The following is a 14,428-nucleotide window of genomic DNA, read 5'->3' on the forward strand; positions in this document are numbered from 1 at the left end:
GACATGAGGGGCATTTGACCCAGCGCGAACCGTCTCAAATGAACAGCGGCAATGGCACATCGGTTGCAGCGTCCGCGCGAAGCCCATAACGTCTCGCCAGATTCCCAGTCGATGAGGCCCCCGATGCGCGACGCCGCCCCCACAACGATTTATCTGAAAGACTACACTCCGTTCGGGTTTCTAGTGGACAGTGTGCATCTGACCTTCGATCTGGCCGCACACGCCACTCGCGTCACTTCCCGCATCGCCTTCCGCCCGAACCCCGAGGCGACCGACCGCACGTTTTTTCTGCATGGCGAAGAGCTAAAGCTGATCCGTGCCGCAATTGATGGCGACGTGATCGCGCCTGAGGTGACCACCGAAGGCCTCACCGCAACGGTTCCAGACGCGCCTTTCGTGTGGGAGGCCGTGGTCGAGATCGATCCCGGCAACAACACCGCGCTTGAGGGGCTGTATATGTCGAACGGCATGTATTGCACCCAATGCGAGGCCGAAGGGTTTCGCAAGATTACCTATTATCCCGACCGCCCCGATGTGATGAGTGTATTCACCGTACGCATTGTATCCGACACACCGGCGGTTATGCTGTCCAATGGCAACCCGGTCATTTCTGATTGGAACAGCGCGGAATGGCACGATCCTTGGCCAAAACCAGCCTATCTCTTTGCACTCGTTGCTGGAAATCTGGTGGCCACGTCAGACAACTTCACCACCAAATCCGGTCGCGACGTCGAACTAAATCTCTGGGTCCGCCCCGGCGATGAAGGCAAATGCGCCTTTGGCATGGAAGCCCTTAAAAAGTCAATGAAATGGGATGAGGACGTCTATGGCCGTGAATACGATCTGGACGTGTTCAACATTGTGGCCGTTGACGATTTCAACATGGGCGCGATGGAGAACAAGGGGCTGAACATCTTCAACTCCTCCGCCGTTCTAGCCAGCCCTGAAACCTCGACCGATATGAATTTCGAACGGATCGAGGCGATCATCGCACATGAGTATTTCCACAACTGGACCGGCAACCGCATCACCTGCCGCGACTGGTTCCAACTGTGTCTGAAGGAGGGGCTGACCGTGTTCCGCGATGCGCAGTTCACCTCGGATATGCGCTCGGCCCCTGTAAAACGTATCCACGATGCCATCGACCTGCGCGCGCGGCAATTCCCCGAAGATAACGGGCCACTCTCGCACCCGGTCCGCCCCGAAAGCTTTCAGGAAATCAACAACTTCTACACCTCAACCGTCTATGAAAAAGGCGCCGAGGTGATCGGGATGCTGAAACGGCTGGTCGGGGATGAGGCCTACAGCAAAGCACTGGACCTGTACTTCGATCGCCACGACGGGCAGGCCTGCACGATCGAAGATTGGCTGAAAGTATTCGAAGACACTACGGGCCGCGACCTGACCCAGTTCAAACGTTGGTACAGCCAATCCGGTACACCCCGTGTCTCAGTTGCCGACGATTGGACCGATGGCACCTATACCCTGACGCTGCGCCAACGGACCGAGCCGACGCCGGGGCAAGAAGACAAGCAACCTCAGGTCATCCCTATCGCTGTGGGTCTGCTTGGCCCGAACGGGGACGAGATACGTACGACCGAAGTGCTGGAACTGACCGAAGCCGAGCAGAGTTTTACCTTTACCGGTCTCGCGGCCAAACCTGTGCCCTCGATCCTGCGCGATTTCTCGGCCCCTGTGATCCTTGAACATGAGATCAGCAATGCCGAACGCGCCTTCCTTCTGGCTCATGACACCGACCCGTTCAACCGCTGGCAGGCAGGGCGGTCGCTAGCCGAGGACACCCTGCTGCGCATGATCACCGATGAGGCAACGCCTGATACCGACTACCTTGACGGCTTGCTGGCAGTGCTACGGAATGAGGCGCTGGACCCGGCCTACAGGGCACTGATGCTGGGTCTGCCGACGCAATCGGAACTGGCCGCAACACTATTTGACAAGGGCATCACCCCCGACCCGATGGCGATCTGGCGAGCGGTGGAGACTTTGCGTCAAGCCACGGCGCAACACGTTCAAGACCTGCTCCCCCGTCTGAACAGTGAAACTCTGGTGGACGCGCCTTATCAGCCGGACGCTGAACAATCAGGCAAACGCGCCTTGGGCAGCGCGGCGCTTGCGCTGACCTCGAGACTGGATGGAGGTGCCAAGGCCGCAGAGCAATATGCAGGTGCTGACAACATGACCCTGCAGTTGGCCGCGTTGTCTTGTCTGCTCCGCGCGGGCAAAGGCGAACGTGAGCTGGCCGCCTTCTATGATCAATGGCAGCATGACCGGCTGGTCATGGACAAGTGGTTCGCCATGCAGGTCTTGATGACCGGACCGGAAAAATCGGTTGAGACCGCGCACAGGTTGACCGAGCATGCTGATTTTAATTGGAAAAACCCAAATCGTTTCCGCGCCTTAATGGGATCCCTGGCAGGCAACCACGCAGGCTTCCACCAAGCGAACGGAGCAGGTTACGCGCTGCTGGCAGACTGGTTGATCCGACTTGATCCAGTAAACCCGCAGACCACCGCCAGGATGTGCAGCGTGTTCCAAACTTGGAAACGCTATGACGCCGACCGTCAGGCCTTAATACTTGCACAACTGAATCGCATTGCCGACACGCCGAACCTGTCCCGGGACACGACCGAAATGGTCACGCGCATCTTGGGCGCATGACCGCGTTTACGTTCACTCGACAGAACCGAAATCAGCGAACGGTTCTGATCCTGATCGGCGTTTACGCGATGTTGATCGCTTTGATGATCCTGCTGAACGCGGTCTGGTGGCTGATGGCGCTTCTGGCCCTGACTACCCTGCCCGCGCTGTGGGATGTCATCAAGGACACCAGCGCAGGTATGGAGCTGACCGATGAAACCCTGCGTTGGCACACCGGCCAACGTCAGGGACAACTCAAGCTGTCCGAGGTGGATCGATTCCGGTTTGACACGCGGTGGGATTTCTCGGTGCGCGTCTCAGCGGTTCTGAAATCCGACAAACGCGTGCGTTTACCCGATGAATCACTGCCACCACACAAGCAATTCGAAATGGTCCTGAATCAGGCGGGATTCGCGGTCGAACGACATCATTTTAGAGTTTTCTGAAACGATTCATGGAGTCTGGGCCACATTGGCACCTGAATCACGGGTTCTCCGCGACGCAGTCTTGATTTGAGCAGTTTTTTTGGCAAACTGGACGGGTTACAAGTTTGTTCCAGTTCGAGTTTTGCCATGTTTTGGTCTTTGAAGGCTTTTGCCGCCCGTATTGTCGGTTCTTCTGATCCCACCCCTACACCTCTGCCTGCGTCCGTCGCCGATGCTACTGCATGGCTTGTTGCCTCGGGGCAGTTGAACATCCCAATCGCAGAATCAGATGAAAATGATGCGATCGGGCATCAGGTGATCGAACGTGGCCGCCATCTGGCGCGGCAGGATATGTGGGCAGAACTGTCGCTGGAGATGCGCACTGCAGATGAGGGGCGCAAGGCTACCCCTTGCGGGCAACCGATCTCCGAGCTGTTGGCATTTGGGGCCCGGTCCGATGTGGTTTTGGCGGCCGAGCACGCGCTGTCGGACGGCAAAGCACTGTCAGACTATGATCTGCTGGGCGGGATCTCGGAATTGGAAGGCGAGTTTCAGAACCATCCCGATGATCCGATGATCACGCTTGTGGTTGCCTTGGCCCATATCGATTTGGCGTGGGCCTGGCGCGGGACGGCGCACCCGGACACGCTGCCGGCGCTGCACCAATCCCGTTGTGCCGCGCATTTCGACCGGGCTGCTGCGCTGCTTCCGAAATGCCGCGCTGCGCTGCCCGACAGTCCGGCGATTGCTGCAGCGGATTGCGCTTTGCTGGCAGGACACATTGATCCGCGCACCCGCGTTGCTGATAAATACGAGGCCCTGATCACGCTGGATCCCCGGAACCATCGCCACATGCGTGCGATGGGCAGCCACCTGCTGCCGCGCTGGTTCGGCAGCTATGAACAGCTTGAGGTGCAAGCCTTGCGAAACGCCGCACGGACCCAGAAAAATTGGGGTGCGGGTGGGTATACCTGGGTGCAATTCGACGCCATCGCGCTGGATGACGAGGCCTGCGCGCGGGTAGATGTCGAGTACTTCCTTGAAGGTTTGCGCGATATCGTTGCACGTCGTCCGGATCAGCAGACAATCAACCTGCTGGCGGCCTATTGCTCGGTCACATTGCAGAACAGAATGGGCCAGAACCCGCGCGCCGATATCGCCCGCAAACAGATTTGCGAGGCCGCAAACTGGCTGATCCGCGATCACATGACCGAACTGCATCCGCTGATCTGGGCCCACGCGGCGAACGGGTTCAACAACAGCCTTCGCGTCAACTCGGCCGAGCGTTTTGCCGCCCGTGGTCGCCGCGATGCGCTGAAGGCAATCGCCAATCTGTTGCGGGATGAGTTGCGCAGTGGGCAGAGTGTGACCTTTACACCGTCGGGGCTGCAGTTCTCGGGGAACTAAAGCGCCATTGCCCCTTGCCCCTTTGGCGCGCCGGGCCTAATACGCAGGCTTAGACTTCTGCGGAAATGAGGCGCGCCATGCTCGACCTGACATACGAAATGCCCAAACCCAAAACCATTGCCGGGGCCAAGCACGATTGGGAACTGGTGATCGGGATGGAGGTGCACGCTCAGGTCTCGTCCAACGCCAAACTATTCTCGGGCGCGTCGACCCAATTCGGGGCCGAGCCGAATTCGAACGTGGCGTTTGTGGACGCCGCAATGCCGGGGATGCTGCCGGTGATCAACGAGTATTGCGTTGAACAGGCCGTGCGCACCGGGCTGGGTCTGAAAGCGGATATCAACTTGAAATCGGCCTTTGACCGCAAGAACTACTTCTATCCCGACCTGCCGCAAGGATACCAGATTTCCCAGCTTTATCAGCCTATTGTAGGTGAAGGAGAAGTTCTGGTCGAGATGGGCGACGGTACCGCGCGCATGGTCCGCATCGAACGCATCCACATGGAGCAAGACGCGGGCAAATCGATCCACGACATGGACCCGCATATGTCCTTTGTCGACCTGAACCGGACCGGTGTGTGCCTGATGGAGATCGTTTCGCGCCCCGATATTCGCGGGCCGGAAGAGGCCGCGGCATATATCGCCAAGCTGCGTCAGATCATGCGTTACTTAGGCACCTGCGACGGCAACATGCAAAACGGCAACCTGCGGGCGGACGTAAACGTTTCGATCTGTCTGCCGGGTGCTTACGAGAAGTATCAGGAAACACAGGACTTTTCGCATCTGGGCACGCGCTGCGAGATCAAGAACATGAACTCAATGCGCTTTATCCAGCAAGCGATCGAGGTCGAAGCCCGCCGTCAGATTGCCATCGTCGAAGGCGGCGGTACCATCGATCAGGAAACCCGTCTGTACGACCCGGACAAGGGCGAGACACGCTCGATGCGGTCCAAGGAAGAGGCGCATGATTATCGCTACTTCCCCGACCCCGATCTGCTGCCGCTGGAGATCGAACAGGCATGGGTGGATGACATCGCCGCCAATCTGCCCGAGCTGCCAGACGATAAAAAAGCTCGTTTTATCAGTGCGTTCGGCCTGACCGACTATGACGCATCGGTGCTGACCGCCGAGGTGGAATCAGCGGCTTATTTCGAAAAGGTCGCCAAGGGGCGCAGCGGCAAGCTGGCCGCGAACTGGGTCATCAACGAACTGTTTGGTCGCCTAAAAAAAGAAGACCACGACATCACCGAGTCTCCGGTGTCTCCGGCTCAGTTGGCGGGTATCATTGATCTGATTTCGTCGGATGCGATCTCGGGCAAGATCGCCAAGGATCTGTTCGAAATCGTCTATACCGAAGGCGGTGACCCGGCGCAGATCGTTGAAGACCGCGGCATGAAACAGGTGACAGATACCGGCGCGATCGAGGCCGCTTTGGACGAGATCATCTCGGCCAATCCGGCGCAGGTTGAGAAGGCCAAGGTGAACCCGAAATTGGCCGGATGGTTCGTCGGTCAGGTGATGAAGGCCACCGGCGGCAAGGCCAACCCGAAGGCCGTTAACGAACTGGTCAGCAAAAAGCTGGGTTCGTAAACCTTCCGAGTTGTACAAACCCCGGACAGGGGTTTGTTCGATTTGTACATAACGAAAACTTAATTTCAGAGCGCTCAAATCGGGCAAGCCATCGGCTTGACTCCCTGCCCGAATGCGCATTCTCATCTCGCCAAGTCAGAGAGGTGAGCATCAATGAAAAATCGTTTCGATCAGGAACTGGAAACCCGGCTGGTGCGCTATGCCGCCATCGACAGCCAGAGCGATGAGACCTCGCCATCGACCCCCAGCACCGAAATCCAGTTCGACATGCTGAACCTGCTGAAGCAAGAGCTTACCGAAATCGGTGCGCAGGATGTTGAGATGACTGGTGACAGCGTCGTGGTGGCTACCATCCCCGGTACGGCCGAAGGACCGACCATCGGGTTTCTGGCGCATGTCGACACCGCGCCTCAGTTCAATGCAACCGGCGTGAAGCCTCGGGTGATCAAAGGGTATAATGGCGGCGAGATTACTTTCCCTGATGATCCCGTGCTAGTGCTGTCGCCTGAAGAGCACCCTTATCTGGCCGAAAAGATCGGGCATGATTTGATCACTGCGTCGGGAACAACTCTGCTGGGGGCCGATGACAAAGCGGGCGTTTCGATCCTGATGACGATGGCGCGACACCTGCTTGAGAACAAGGACGTGCCGCACGGTCCGATTCGCATCGCCTTTACCCCGGATGAAGAGATCGGGCGCGGTGTTACCGAACAGCTGCCCAAAGATCTGGGCGCGGATTTCGCCTATACGCTGGACGGGCAGGAACTGGGTGAAATCGAATACGAAAGCTTCTCGGCCGACCGCGCGGTAATCAAGATCACCGGCGTGTCGATCCACCCCGGGCTAGCCAAAGACAAAATGGTAAACGCGGCACATCTGGCTGCAAAGATCGTGCAGACCCTACCTCAGGCAACGATGACGCCCGAGGTGACGGATGGGCGCCAGGGGTTCATCCATGTCACCGATATGAACGGCGGCTCGTCCGAGATGGAGATAAAACTGATCCTGCGCGATTTCGAGATGGATGCGCTGGAAGCCCAGCGCGAGATCGTCCGACAAGTCTGCGCCGCCGTACAGGCCACCGAGCCGCGTGCGACCATCACCTGCGACATCTCCCATCAGTATCGCAACATGCGCTATTGGCTCGAAAAGGACATGACGCCGGTTGATCTGGCCCGCGAGGCCTGCCGTGAACAAGGGATCGAGCCGGTCTCGGTGCCGATCCGGGGTGGCACCGACGGCTCGCGCCTGACCGAATTTGGCACACCGACACCTAATATCTTCACGGGCATGCAGTGTATTCACGGACCGCTAGAGTGGATTTCGGTGCAGGACATGGCAGTCGCTACAGAAACCTGCCTGTCGCTGGTCAGCAAAGCAGCGCGAGGCTAAAGCAACAGTGCGGGCCGAAATTCGCCAATGCGCGATCTTGGCTTTCGCCCGCCCGTCAAAATGTTAATTTGCCCCGACACGGCAATCAGGACCAGTTGATGCAGCGCTACGAATACAAAGTTGTCCCCGCTCCGCAAAAGGGCACCAAGGCGAAGGGCGTGAAAACGCCCGAGGGCCGGTTTGCCACCTCGATCGAGCAACTGCTGAACCAGATGGGACAGGATGGCTGGGAGTATCAGCGCGCCGAATTGCTGCCCAGCGAAGAACGTTCGGGGCTGACCGGGTCAACCACCAACTGGCGCAACGTGTTGGTTTTCCGCCGGGCTCTGGCGTTGGAAAAACCTGAACAGCCCGAACTCGTCGAAGAGGACACCGTCCCAACCGCGCGCGCAGTCCCGGGACCCGAAGAGGTTTTGGCCAAAACTCCTGCCGCCCCTGCCCCAATCTCGGAAGAGCCCGAAGACCCGCCCTTGTCTTTGAAACCTTCGGACGAAGTGGCGGATGACGAAGTGCGCCCCGAGCAAGCACGCCCAGCCGAGCCGTGATTGGATAACAATCAATCGAAGGATACCGCGTGAAGGGGCAAGGCCCTTATACCCTGCCCCATAACGGTTATGCTTTGTCAGTTCCGACCCGCGAACCCCATCGGCGAGAAACGACGCAGTAAGGGGATTGCTGCTGAGCCAGTTGACCTTGAATTTGGCACATCCAGAAAGCTAGGCGCGCAACCGCCAGACACGGCAACTGCATGACCTGCGAAACCAATATTTGCGGAGCCAGAAACGAGCGTGGGGTAAGAGGGTTTATTGCAAGGTTGTCAATTGCAAGCTGATTGCCCTGCATACATCCCAGCGCCTGCACCTGCTGCAGTCGCGAGTGTCTTGCCTGTACCGCCTCCGAACCGATTTCCAACCACTCCCCCAAGGGCAGCGCCACCAAGGATTCCCGCAGCGCAGCGAGCGTCTTGCTGTACCTGCGCCTGAGTTGGCGTCGTCGGAGCCCCGCAAGCAGCCAAGAGCAGTGAGGTCGCAAGCGCACAGGTTGTCAGTGCTTTGTTCATCTCGATTGCCTCTCAAATACCAAATAGTTATCTGAGTAAGTGGCTCTGGCGCGTCTAGCGTACAAGATATCAGCGTCTGTTTGATTCGAGATTAATCAAAACTTAATAAAGAAGACTAAGGGTCGAGCGCTTAAAGCGATATTTGCTGGTTTCCGATGGTTGCGGGTGCCGGGTTCCTGGTAAACCCCGACATTGGACGGCCGTGTTTTAATTGTAGAAAACGGGCGATGAGCGCGGAGCATCACAGTAAGATTTGACGCACAATAAAGCGCGACTACTGAATCTTCTGTTCCCCTATATTTGCCCCCATGACCACATAGGTCGCGAGCCAGATCGAGCAAATATACATAGATATCTGAAGAGATGGTGCCCCCACACGGACTCGAACCGCGGACCTACTGATTACAAATCAGTTGCTCTACCAGCTGAGCTATAGGGGCACTGGGTGTCGATTAATATCTCGGAACAGGGACTGCAAGCCCGAAATTTCGGGTCATCTTAACTTTGTGCTGGTTTGCCTTAGGATAACAGTAATATCAGGCCTCATCCGAATTTGACTGCACCGGGGACAGGTTGTAACCCAAGCGGCGATCCCGACCGAGGTAAGGACAATTCCGATATGCAGATGGTCATCCAAGCCGGAGCGCACTTTACCGACCATGATCACCTGCTCAATCTACTGCAGGCGAATGCGGATCTGGTTGCGGGAAATCATACTGCCTTCTGGGGGCTTCGTCCGTTCAGAAAGATCTTTCGACCTGCGCTGAAACCCTCTGCCGACCGGCCATCACATCAGGATACACTGGCGCGATTTCATAAACTGTTCCCCAACGGGCAGCAGGTTGACCGGGCGATCTTGTCGAGCGCGCTTTACCTGGGGGAACGGCCTTCCATCATCATGGATGGGCAATTTTACGCGAATGCCGGTCAAAGGTTGGCCTATCTGGATAATCTGTTCAGCGATTCGACGGTTGAGCTATTCGTGGGGCTACGTAATCCCGGCAGCTTTATTCCCAAGGTGCTGATGCTGCTGTCGGCGCCTGAGCGCGAGCATATCATTGCCACCACCGATCTGAGTTGCCTGAGTTGGCTCGCCATGATCGAAGACATTCGCGACCTAGCGCCAGATGTCAAAATCACCTTGTGGAGCAACGAGGATTCGCCGCTGATCTGCGGCGACATCGCGCGCGCGCTAGTGGGGCTACCCGAGGACACGCCGCTGGAACAGGAATACGCGCTGCTGTCCTCACTTGTCTCAGACATGGGCAAACAGGAGATTCAGAGCTTGTTAGAGCATCAAGCGGCCCCCAATGATCCCGTGCTCAGGGGCAGGCTGGCGCAGGTGTTTCAGCAGCATGCGCTGACGGATGAAATCGAAGAAGAGGTGGAGCTGCCTGGCTGGAACGAAGATATCGTTACCGCCTTTACCGAGCTTTATGAGCAGGATCTGGCACGGCTTCAGACCATGCCAGATATACGTTTTCTGAACCCGTAAGCGGCTGGCGCTACATGCCCAGCGCTTCCTTGTACATTTCCAGTACCGCCTCTTCCTCGGCGATGTCGTCCTTGTCGCGCTTGCGAAGAGCGACGACCTTGCGCATGACCTTGGTGTCGTAGCCGCGGGCCTTGGCCTCGGCCATGACCTCTTTCTGCTGGTCAGCGATATCTTTCTTTTCGGCCTCAAGACGCTCGAACCGTTCGACGAACTGGCGCAGCTCGCCTGCGGTCACTCGGTAGTTGGCTGCGGCCTGATCTTCGGTGATGTCTTCCATCTGCGTCTCTCCCAAGGGCTGAAAATAAGGTGCCGGATACATCGGCACCGACCCGACCGCAAGCGTGCATTCTGCACGGTGGGCTTGTCTGACCTGCGCCGATCCGATAAGCGCGGTCACGGATTCAAAGGGTGAGCGTAAACAACCATGTTCGACATTATCGTCTGGGGCGGGGCCGCCCTGTCTGTGGCCGGGCTGGTCGGTCTGGTCTGGTGCATCCTGCAAGTGATGAAAGCGCGCAAAGCCAACCTGACGGATGACGAGTTGCGCGCTGCAGTTCAGGGGGTTCTGCCTTGGAATCTGGCGTCGCTTTTCCTGTCGGTACTTGGGCTGATGATGGTTATCCTGGGCATTTCGCTGGGATAACCAGATCGATCAGATCGGCAGATTGTCGAACCGCGCTTCAAGCACGTCTTCGCATAGCGCAGCATCCAGCCGACGCAAGCGCGATGGGATATGAACCCCCTGCGCGCGCATTTTATCCAGAACCATGCTGACATGTGGCTGAAGCTCTAGCCGGGTCTCAAGACACGCACCATTCAGCTTTTGTTCAAGCCGTTCCGCTTCGGTAAAAAGATCCTGAGCAGTCATTTCCTTCCTCCCATATGGTGCCAATGTGCCTGATATAGGTAACGAGTTTAAGACGAGCACGAGACCGGAACAAAACATCGCGAATTCTTGCCTAGTCAGGCAAAAAACCGTCAATATGTCCATGGTCGCCTAAAGCATACGCTCAAATTGCGGAGATTGCTTTGACAGACATCAACTCGTGATTAGGGGCTTTAAACACATTCCACTATTGTTATATGTATGCAAGCTGAACGGAGGAACCCATGACGCCAAGTGTGAAAGCTTTTTTCGACCCGCAGACCTTCACCGTCTCTTACGTTGTGCAGGAACCTCAGGGGCAGGCCTGCGCCATCATCGACAGTGTATTGGATTTCGATCACGCCTCGGGGCGGACCGACACCAGCTCGGCCGACCAGATTGTCGACTATGTGACGGCACAGGGACTGAAGGTGGAATGGATTCTGGAAAGCCATGTCCATGCCGACCACCTGTCAGCAGCCCCTTACCTACAGGAAAAGCTGGGTGGTCAGATCGGGATTGGCGAGAATATCGTGGTCGTTCAGGACACGTTCGGCAAGGTCTTCAACGAAGGCACCGAGTTTCAGCGTGATGGCAGCCAGTTCGATGCACTGTTTGCCGAAGGGTCCAGCTTTCACATCGGCCAGATGCGCGGGGACGTTTTGCACACGCCAGGCCATACGCCAGCCTGCATGACCTATGTGATCGGCGATGCGGCCTTTGTGGGCGATACGCTGTTCATGCCAGATTTCGGAACTGCCCGATGCGATTTTCCCGGCGGGTCATCGGCGGACCTGTATGCCTCGATCCAGAAAATCCTGTCTCTGCCTGACGAGACGCGGATTTTTGTAGGCCATGATTACAAAGCGCCTGGTCGCGATGAATACGCGTGGGAGACCACGGTTGGCGAACAGAAGGCGCTGAACGTTCATATCGGTCAGGGCCGCAGCGTCGAAGAATTTGTCGAGATGCGCGATGCGCGGGATGCGACCCTGGCGATGCCGCGCCTTATTTTGCCCTCGCTGCAGGTCAATATGCGGGCCGGTCAGATGCCACCAGCGGATGAGCAGGGCGACGTTTTCATGAAAATCCCAGTCAATAAGCTTTGATACGAGGGCAGACGAGACAATGAATATCGAATGGATTTCGGGTCTGGCTGGTGGTCTGCTGATCGGGCTGGGTGCCAGCGTTTATCTGCTGTGTAATGGGCGGATCATGGGGGCGAGCGGCATATTGGGCGGACTGCTGGAACGCAGCGACCGGAGCGTATTAACGGAACGCCTGGCTTTCGTCGCTGGCTTGGTCGGGATGCCCTTATTGCTGCGCCCATTGATTGCGCCGCAGGCCGAGACCCATTTGACCCCGGATCTGGCGATCGTGATCCTTGCTGGGCTGCTGGTGGGGGCTGGAACACGGATCGCCAATGGCTGCACGTCGGGTCACGGCGTTTGTGGGATTTCTCGCTTCTCGTTGCGCGGGATCGTCGCAACGGTGTTCTACATTCTTGCAGGTGGTCTGACGGTTGCGCTGTTTCGCCATGCTTTGGGGGTGATCTAATGCGCTCAGTGTTTGCTTTTCTCGCCGGATCGCTGTTCGGCATCGGGCTTTTGATCTCAGGCATGACCGACACCACCAAGGTGCAGGGGTGGCTGGATGTGTTCGGCAATTGGGACCCGACGCTCGCCTTTGTCATGGGCGGGGCGATCCTGCCGATGCTGGTGGCGTGGCGATTGACACGGAACAGGATCCCTGTAGTGGGCGGACAGTTCCCCGCCCCGCCCCGTGTTGAACTGGATCGCCGTCTGATCGTCGGGTCGGTCCTGTTCGGCGTCGGTTGGGGATTGGCGGGTTTGTGCCCGGGCCCGGCGATGGCCTCGCTTGGATATGGAGGCGTTGGCGGGATTGTGTTCCTGATTGCGATGATCGCGGGCATGTTTGCGGCACCAAAGCTGGGTGCGCAACTGGACAGGATCGCCGACGCAGCCTAAGCAATTGCCATGGAGATTCGACCGATAACCCCCCGCTACGCCGTCTCACCTCAGATCTCGGTGGAGGACGTGCCAGCCATTGCCGAGGCCGGTTTCGTCAAGGTGATCTGCAACCGTCCCAATACCGAAGTTCCGCCGGATCAGCAGTCAGACGCCATCGGTCAAGCCGTTCGCGAGGCCGGGATGGAATATGAGGTTCTGGAGTTGACACACCAGACGATGACACCGGAAAACGTGGCGCTGCAACGCGATCTGGCCGAAAGCTGCAGCGGGCCGGTTCTGGCCTATTGCGCCTCTGGCACACGATGCTCGGTGGTCTGGGCGCTGGGACAGTGCGATCGGCTAAGCACGGATGAAATCCTCGATGCGACCGGAAAAGCGGGCTATGCGCTCGACGGGTTGCGCCCGGCATTGGAACAGCTGCGAGGGCGCGGATAAGCCTCTTAATCGCGGCCATTGCCTTTGGGCGCTGGCAGACCGGCGAGGTGCGAGATTTCCGTGACACGCTGTTCGGAACTGGCAGGCAACAAGTCGTCGGGTTCCAGGAGGGAATCCTCGGTCGTCAGATCATGCGCTACAATATCGTCATCAAGCGGGGACGACATCTCGTCATCCGGGGCCGAGGGCGTCAAGCTTGATTTGCTGGCCAGAAATCCGGCGCAGTCCTTGGCGGGCAACGCAGAAGGAGGGCCTTGTTCGTTGATCCGAACCGCACGCATTCCGCCGCACTGACCGAGACGTCCGATGGCGGTTCGGGCACGATCGATTGACAGAACTTCAACCCGATCCACCCGCGCGCCCTGCAGCGGCAGGACATCCCCGACGGACAATTCCGAAAGCGCTGTCAGCGGCAAAGACAGGCGGCAGATCACGGTGTTCAGCTCAGCCCGAATTACCCCGGATGCCTGATCAAGATTCACCTCCGATTGGGTGATATCCGCAACCTGTTCCTGATCCGAGAGCGGGCGCTCGGGCAGCAGGATACTGACCTCGCCCTGACGCGGACCACCGGCAAGTTCGACCGTCAGATCAAACATGCGATAGACCTCATCCACCAGCGCCAGGTTCAGTGCGCGCCGACCTTCGGCGCGTGAGGTGAACTCATACCCGGACAGGCTGGCCATGTCTGCCGGGGACTCAACCAGTTTCAGAGCCCGGCTCAGCATATCCTCGATCAGAGGGGCGACCATGGCAGCGTCGGTGTCGGTAAACGCACGCTCGGGTGATGGGTCAGAGGTGACCATGGCAATCGTTTGCTGCTGGACGATGGCAGAGACGCAACCCGGGTCCAGACAGGCCGCAGCCAGGCCGCCCTGATCCGAGGTAAACAGCAGCATCAACCACCCCTCATTCAGCCGGTCGGCTATATCTTCCTGCGCACGTACGGCCTGCTTTGCCCCGATGACCGACAGCGCCAGCCCCATGCTTTCGCCGGAGGCGCGTGCCAACCCCAGCCGCAAGGCGCGCAGGACCGAGCGGGGCGTGTCGGCACCGCATTGCCCCGCTGAAAGCTTTCGTGCCAGTGCTGATGTGGTCATGGCCCCGTTCC

General features: G+C 58.0%; 16 protein-coding genes and 1 tRNA gene. 12 read left to right on the top strand and 5 right to left on the bottom strand.

Features of this window, described 5'->3' with window-relative positions:
• The first annotated feature begins 123 nt into the window (after positions 1 to 123).
• The 6 genes from pepN to ACR0I1_RS06335 all read left to right on the top strand — a co-directional run bounded on the left by pepN (position 124) and on the right by ACR0I1_RS06335 (position 8,016).
• Complete coding sequence (gene pepN, locus ACR0I1_RS06310; protein ID WP_480705482.1) at positions 124 to 2,679, top strand: aminopeptidase N; 2,556 nt, start codon at positions 124 to 126, stop codon at positions 2,677 to 2,679.
• Positions 2,676 to 3,104, top strand: coding sequence for a hypothetical protein (locus ACR0I1_RS06315; protein WP_170397141.1), 429 nt, complete (start codon positions 2,676 to 2,678; stop codon positions 3,102 to 3,104). The genes pepN and ACR0I1_RS06315 overlap by 4 nt, the downstream gene beginning before the upstream one ends.
• A 126-nt stretch (positions 3,105 to 3,230) precedes the next feature.
• Entirely contained in the window at positions 3,231 to 4,490 is a 1,260-nt protein-coding gene (locus tag ACR0I1_RS06320; RefSeq protein ID WP_480570777.1) for a hypothetical protein, read from the top strand.
• Between the two features lie 77 nt (positions 4,491 to 4,567).
• Positions 4,568 to 6,079 carry an Asp-tRNA(Asn)/Glu-tRNA(Gln) amidotransferase subunit GatB gene (gene gatB / locus ACR0I1_RS06325; RefSeq protein ID WP_480705484.1) on the top strand — a complete coding sequence of 504 codons (1,512 nt, stop codon included), beginning with the start codon at positions 4,568 to 4,570 and terminating at the stop codon, positions 6,077 to 6,079.
• Between the two features lie 153 nt (positions 6,080 to 6,232).
• A complete protein-coding gene (gene pepT / locus ACR0I1_RS06330) occupies positions 6,233 to 7,471 on the top strand; it encodes a peptidase T (RefSeq protein WP_480705486.1) in 1,239 nt (412 codons plus the stop codon).
• Between the two features lie 98 nt (positions 7,472 to 7,569).
• Entirely contained in the window at positions 7,570 to 8,016 is a 447-nt protein-coding gene (locus tag ACR0I1_RS06335; protein WP_480705488.1) for a DUF4177 domain-containing protein, read from the top strand.
• 272 nt (positions 8,017 to 8,288) lie between these two features.
• On the opposite strand, the gene ACR0I1_RS06340 is transcribed toward ACR0I1_RS06335, so the two are convergent.
• Both ACR0I1_RS06340 and ACR0I1_RS06345 read right to left on the bottom strand, forming a co-directional pair.
• Positions 8,289 to 8,531 (bottom strand): glycine zipper 2TM domain-containing protein, encoded by a 243-nt coding sequence (locus ACR0I1_RS06340; protein ID WP_170397150.1) that lies wholly within the window; start codon positions 8,529 to 8,531, stop codon positions 8,289 to 8,291.
• Positions 8,532 to 8,895: 364 nt separating this feature from the next.
• Positions 8,896 to 8,971, bottom strand: a tRNA-Thr gene (locus ACR0I1_RS06345).
• Between the two features lie 179 nt (positions 8,972 to 9,150).
• Between ACR0I1_RS06345 and ACR0I1_RS06350 the strand changes: the two genes are divergently transcribed.
• Entirely contained in the window at positions 9,151 to 10,026 is an 876-nt protein-coding gene (locus tag ACR0I1_RS06350) for a hypothetical protein (RefSeq protein WP_170424180.1), read from the top strand.
• 10 nt (positions 10,027 to 10,036) lie between these two features.
• On the opposite strand, the gene ACR0I1_RS06355 is transcribed toward ACR0I1_RS06350, so the two are convergent.
• On the bottom strand, positions 10,037 to 10,303 hold the full coding sequence (locus ACR0I1_RS06355) for a DUF2312 domain-containing protein (protein WP_170397751.1): 267 nt from the start codon (positions 10,301 to 10,303) through the stop codon (positions 10,037 to 10,039).
• A gap of 147 nt (positions 10,304 to 10,450) precedes the next feature.
• On the opposite strand from ACR0I1_RS06355, the gene ACR0I1_RS06360 reads away from it, so the two are divergent.
• Entirely contained in the window at positions 10,451 to 10,669 is a 219-nt protein-coding gene (locus ACR0I1_RS06360) for a hypothetical protein (RefSeq protein ID WP_170397154.1), read from the top strand.
• A gap of 9 nt (positions 10,670 to 10,678) precedes the next feature.
• Here ACR0I1_RS06360 and ACR0I1_RS06365 read toward each other — a convergent pair whose 3' ends face one another.
• Entirely contained in the window at positions 10,679 to 10,894 is a 216-nt protein-coding gene (locus ACR0I1_RS06365; protein WP_480705490.1) for a hypothetical protein, read from the bottom strand.
• Positions 10,895 to 11,136: 242 nt separating this feature from the next.
• On the opposite strand from ACR0I1_RS06365, the gene ACR0I1_RS06370 reads away from it, so the two are divergent.
• The 4 genes from ACR0I1_RS06370 to ACR0I1_RS06385 are packed head-to-tail and all read left to right on the top strand — an operon-like array spanning position 11,137 to position 13,317.
• Positions 11,137 to 12,000 carry an MBL fold metallo-hydrolase gene (locus ACR0I1_RS06370; RefSeq protein ID WP_170397158.1) on the top strand — a complete coding sequence of 288 codons (864 nt, stop codon included), beginning with the start codon at positions 11,137 to 11,139 and terminating at the stop codon, positions 11,998 to 12,000.
• A gap of 19 nt (positions 12,001 to 12,019) precedes the next feature.
• Positions 12,020 to 12,448, top strand: a complete 429-nt coding sequence (locus ACR0I1_RS06375) for a YeeE/YedE family protein (RefSeq protein ID WP_223117717.1) — start codon at positions 12,020 to 12,022, stop codon at positions 12,446 to 12,448.
• On the top strand, positions 12,448 to 12,879 hold the full coding sequence (locus ACR0I1_RS06380; RefSeq protein ID WP_480437537.1) for a DUF6691 family protein: 432 nt from the start codon (positions 12,448 to 12,450) through the stop codon (positions 12,877 to 12,879). Before ACR0I1_RS06375 ends, ACR0I1_RS06380 begins: the two co-directional genes overlap by 1 nt.
• 9 nt (positions 12,880 to 12,888) lie before the next feature.
• Positions 12,889 to 13,317 carry a protein tyrosine phosphatase family protein gene (locus ACR0I1_RS06385; protein WP_170397163.1) on the top strand — a complete coding sequence of 143 codons (429 nt, stop codon included), beginning with the start codon at positions 12,889 to 12,891 and terminating at the stop codon, positions 13,315 to 13,317.
• 5 nt (positions 13,318 to 13,322) lie between these two features.
• Here ACR0I1_RS06385 and ACR0I1_RS06390 read toward each other — a convergent pair whose 3' ends face one another.
• Entirely contained in the window at positions 13,323 to 14,417 is a 1,095-nt protein-coding gene (locus ACR0I1_RS06390; protein ID WP_480705493.1) for a FliM/FliN family flagellar motor C-terminal domain-containing protein, read from the bottom strand.
• Positions 14,418 to 14,428: the final 11 nt, after the last annotated feature.

The organism is Ruegeria sp. B11 (genome assembly GCF_056539785.1).

What these genes read in the sequence shown, in the direction of transcription:
- ACR0I1_RS06370 (WP_170397158.1), top strand. Translation starts at nt 11,137, where the DNA reads ATGACGCCAAGTGTGAAAGCTTTTTTCGACCCGCAGACCTTCACCGTC.
- ACR0I1_RS06375 (WP_223117717.1), top strand. Translation starts at nt 12,020, where the DNA reads ATGAATATCGAATGGATTTCGGGTCTGGCTGGTGGTCTGCTGATCGGG.
- ACR0I1_RS06365 (WP_480705490.1), bottom strand. Translation starts at nt 10,894, where the DNA reads ATGACTGCTCAGGATCTTTTTACCGAAGCGGAACGGCTTGAACAAAAG.
- ACR0I1_RS06380 (WP_480437537.1), top strand. Translation starts at nt 12,448, where the DNA reads ATGCGCTCAGTGTTTGCTTTTCTCGCCGGATCGCTGTTCGGCATCGGG.
- ACR0I1_RS06340 (WP_170397150.1), bottom strand. Translation starts at nt 8,531, where the DNA reads ATGAACAAAGCACTGACAACCTGTGCGCTTGCGACCTCACTGCTCTTG.
- ACR0I1_RS06335 (WP_480705488.1), top strand. Translation starts at nt 7,570, where the DNA reads ATGCAGCGCTACGAATACAAAGTTGTCCCCGCTCCGCAAAAGGGCACC.
- ACR0I1_RS06320 (WP_480570777.1), top strand. Translation starts at nt 3,231, where the DNA reads ATGTTTTGGTCTTTGAAGGCTTTTGCCGCCCGTATTGTCGGTTCTTCT.
- ACR0I1_RS06315 (WP_170397141.1), top strand. Translation starts at nt 2,676, where the DNA reads ATGACCGCGTTTACGTTCACTCGACAGAACCGAAATCAGCGAACGGTT.
- pepT (WP_480705486.1), top strand. Translation starts at nt 6,233, where the DNA reads ATGAAAAATCGTTTCGATCAGGAACTGGAAACCCGGCTGGTGCGCTAT.
- gatB (WP_480705484.1), top strand. Translation starts at nt 4,568, where the DNA reads ATGCTCGACCTGACATACGAAATGCCCAAACCCAAAACCATTGCCGGG.
- ACR0I1_RS06350 (WP_170424180.1), top strand. Translation starts at nt 9,151, where the DNA reads ATGCAGATGGTCATCCAAGCCGGAGCGCACTTTACCGACCATGATCAC.
- ACR0I1_RS06390 (WP_480705493.1), bottom strand. Translation starts at nt 14,417, where the DNA reads ATGACCACATCAGCACTGGCACGAAAGCTTTCAGCGGGGCAATGCGGT.
- ACR0I1_RS06355 (WP_170397751.1), bottom strand. Translation starts at nt 10,303, where the DNA reads ATGGAAGACATCACCGAAGATCAGGCCGCAGCCAACTACCGAGTGACC.
- ACR0I1_RS06360 (WP_170397154.1), top strand. Translation starts at nt 10,451, where the DNA reads ATGTTCGACATTATCGTCTGGGGCGGGGCCGCCCTGTCTGTGGCCGGG.
- pepN (WP_480705482.1), top strand. Translation starts at nt 124, where the DNA reads ATGCGCGACGCCGCCCCCACAACGATTTATCTGAAAGACTACACTCCG.
- ACR0I1_RS06385 (WP_170397163.1), top strand. Translation starts at nt 12,889, where the DNA reads ATGGAGATTCGACCGATAACCCCCCGCTACGCCGTCTCACCTCAGATC.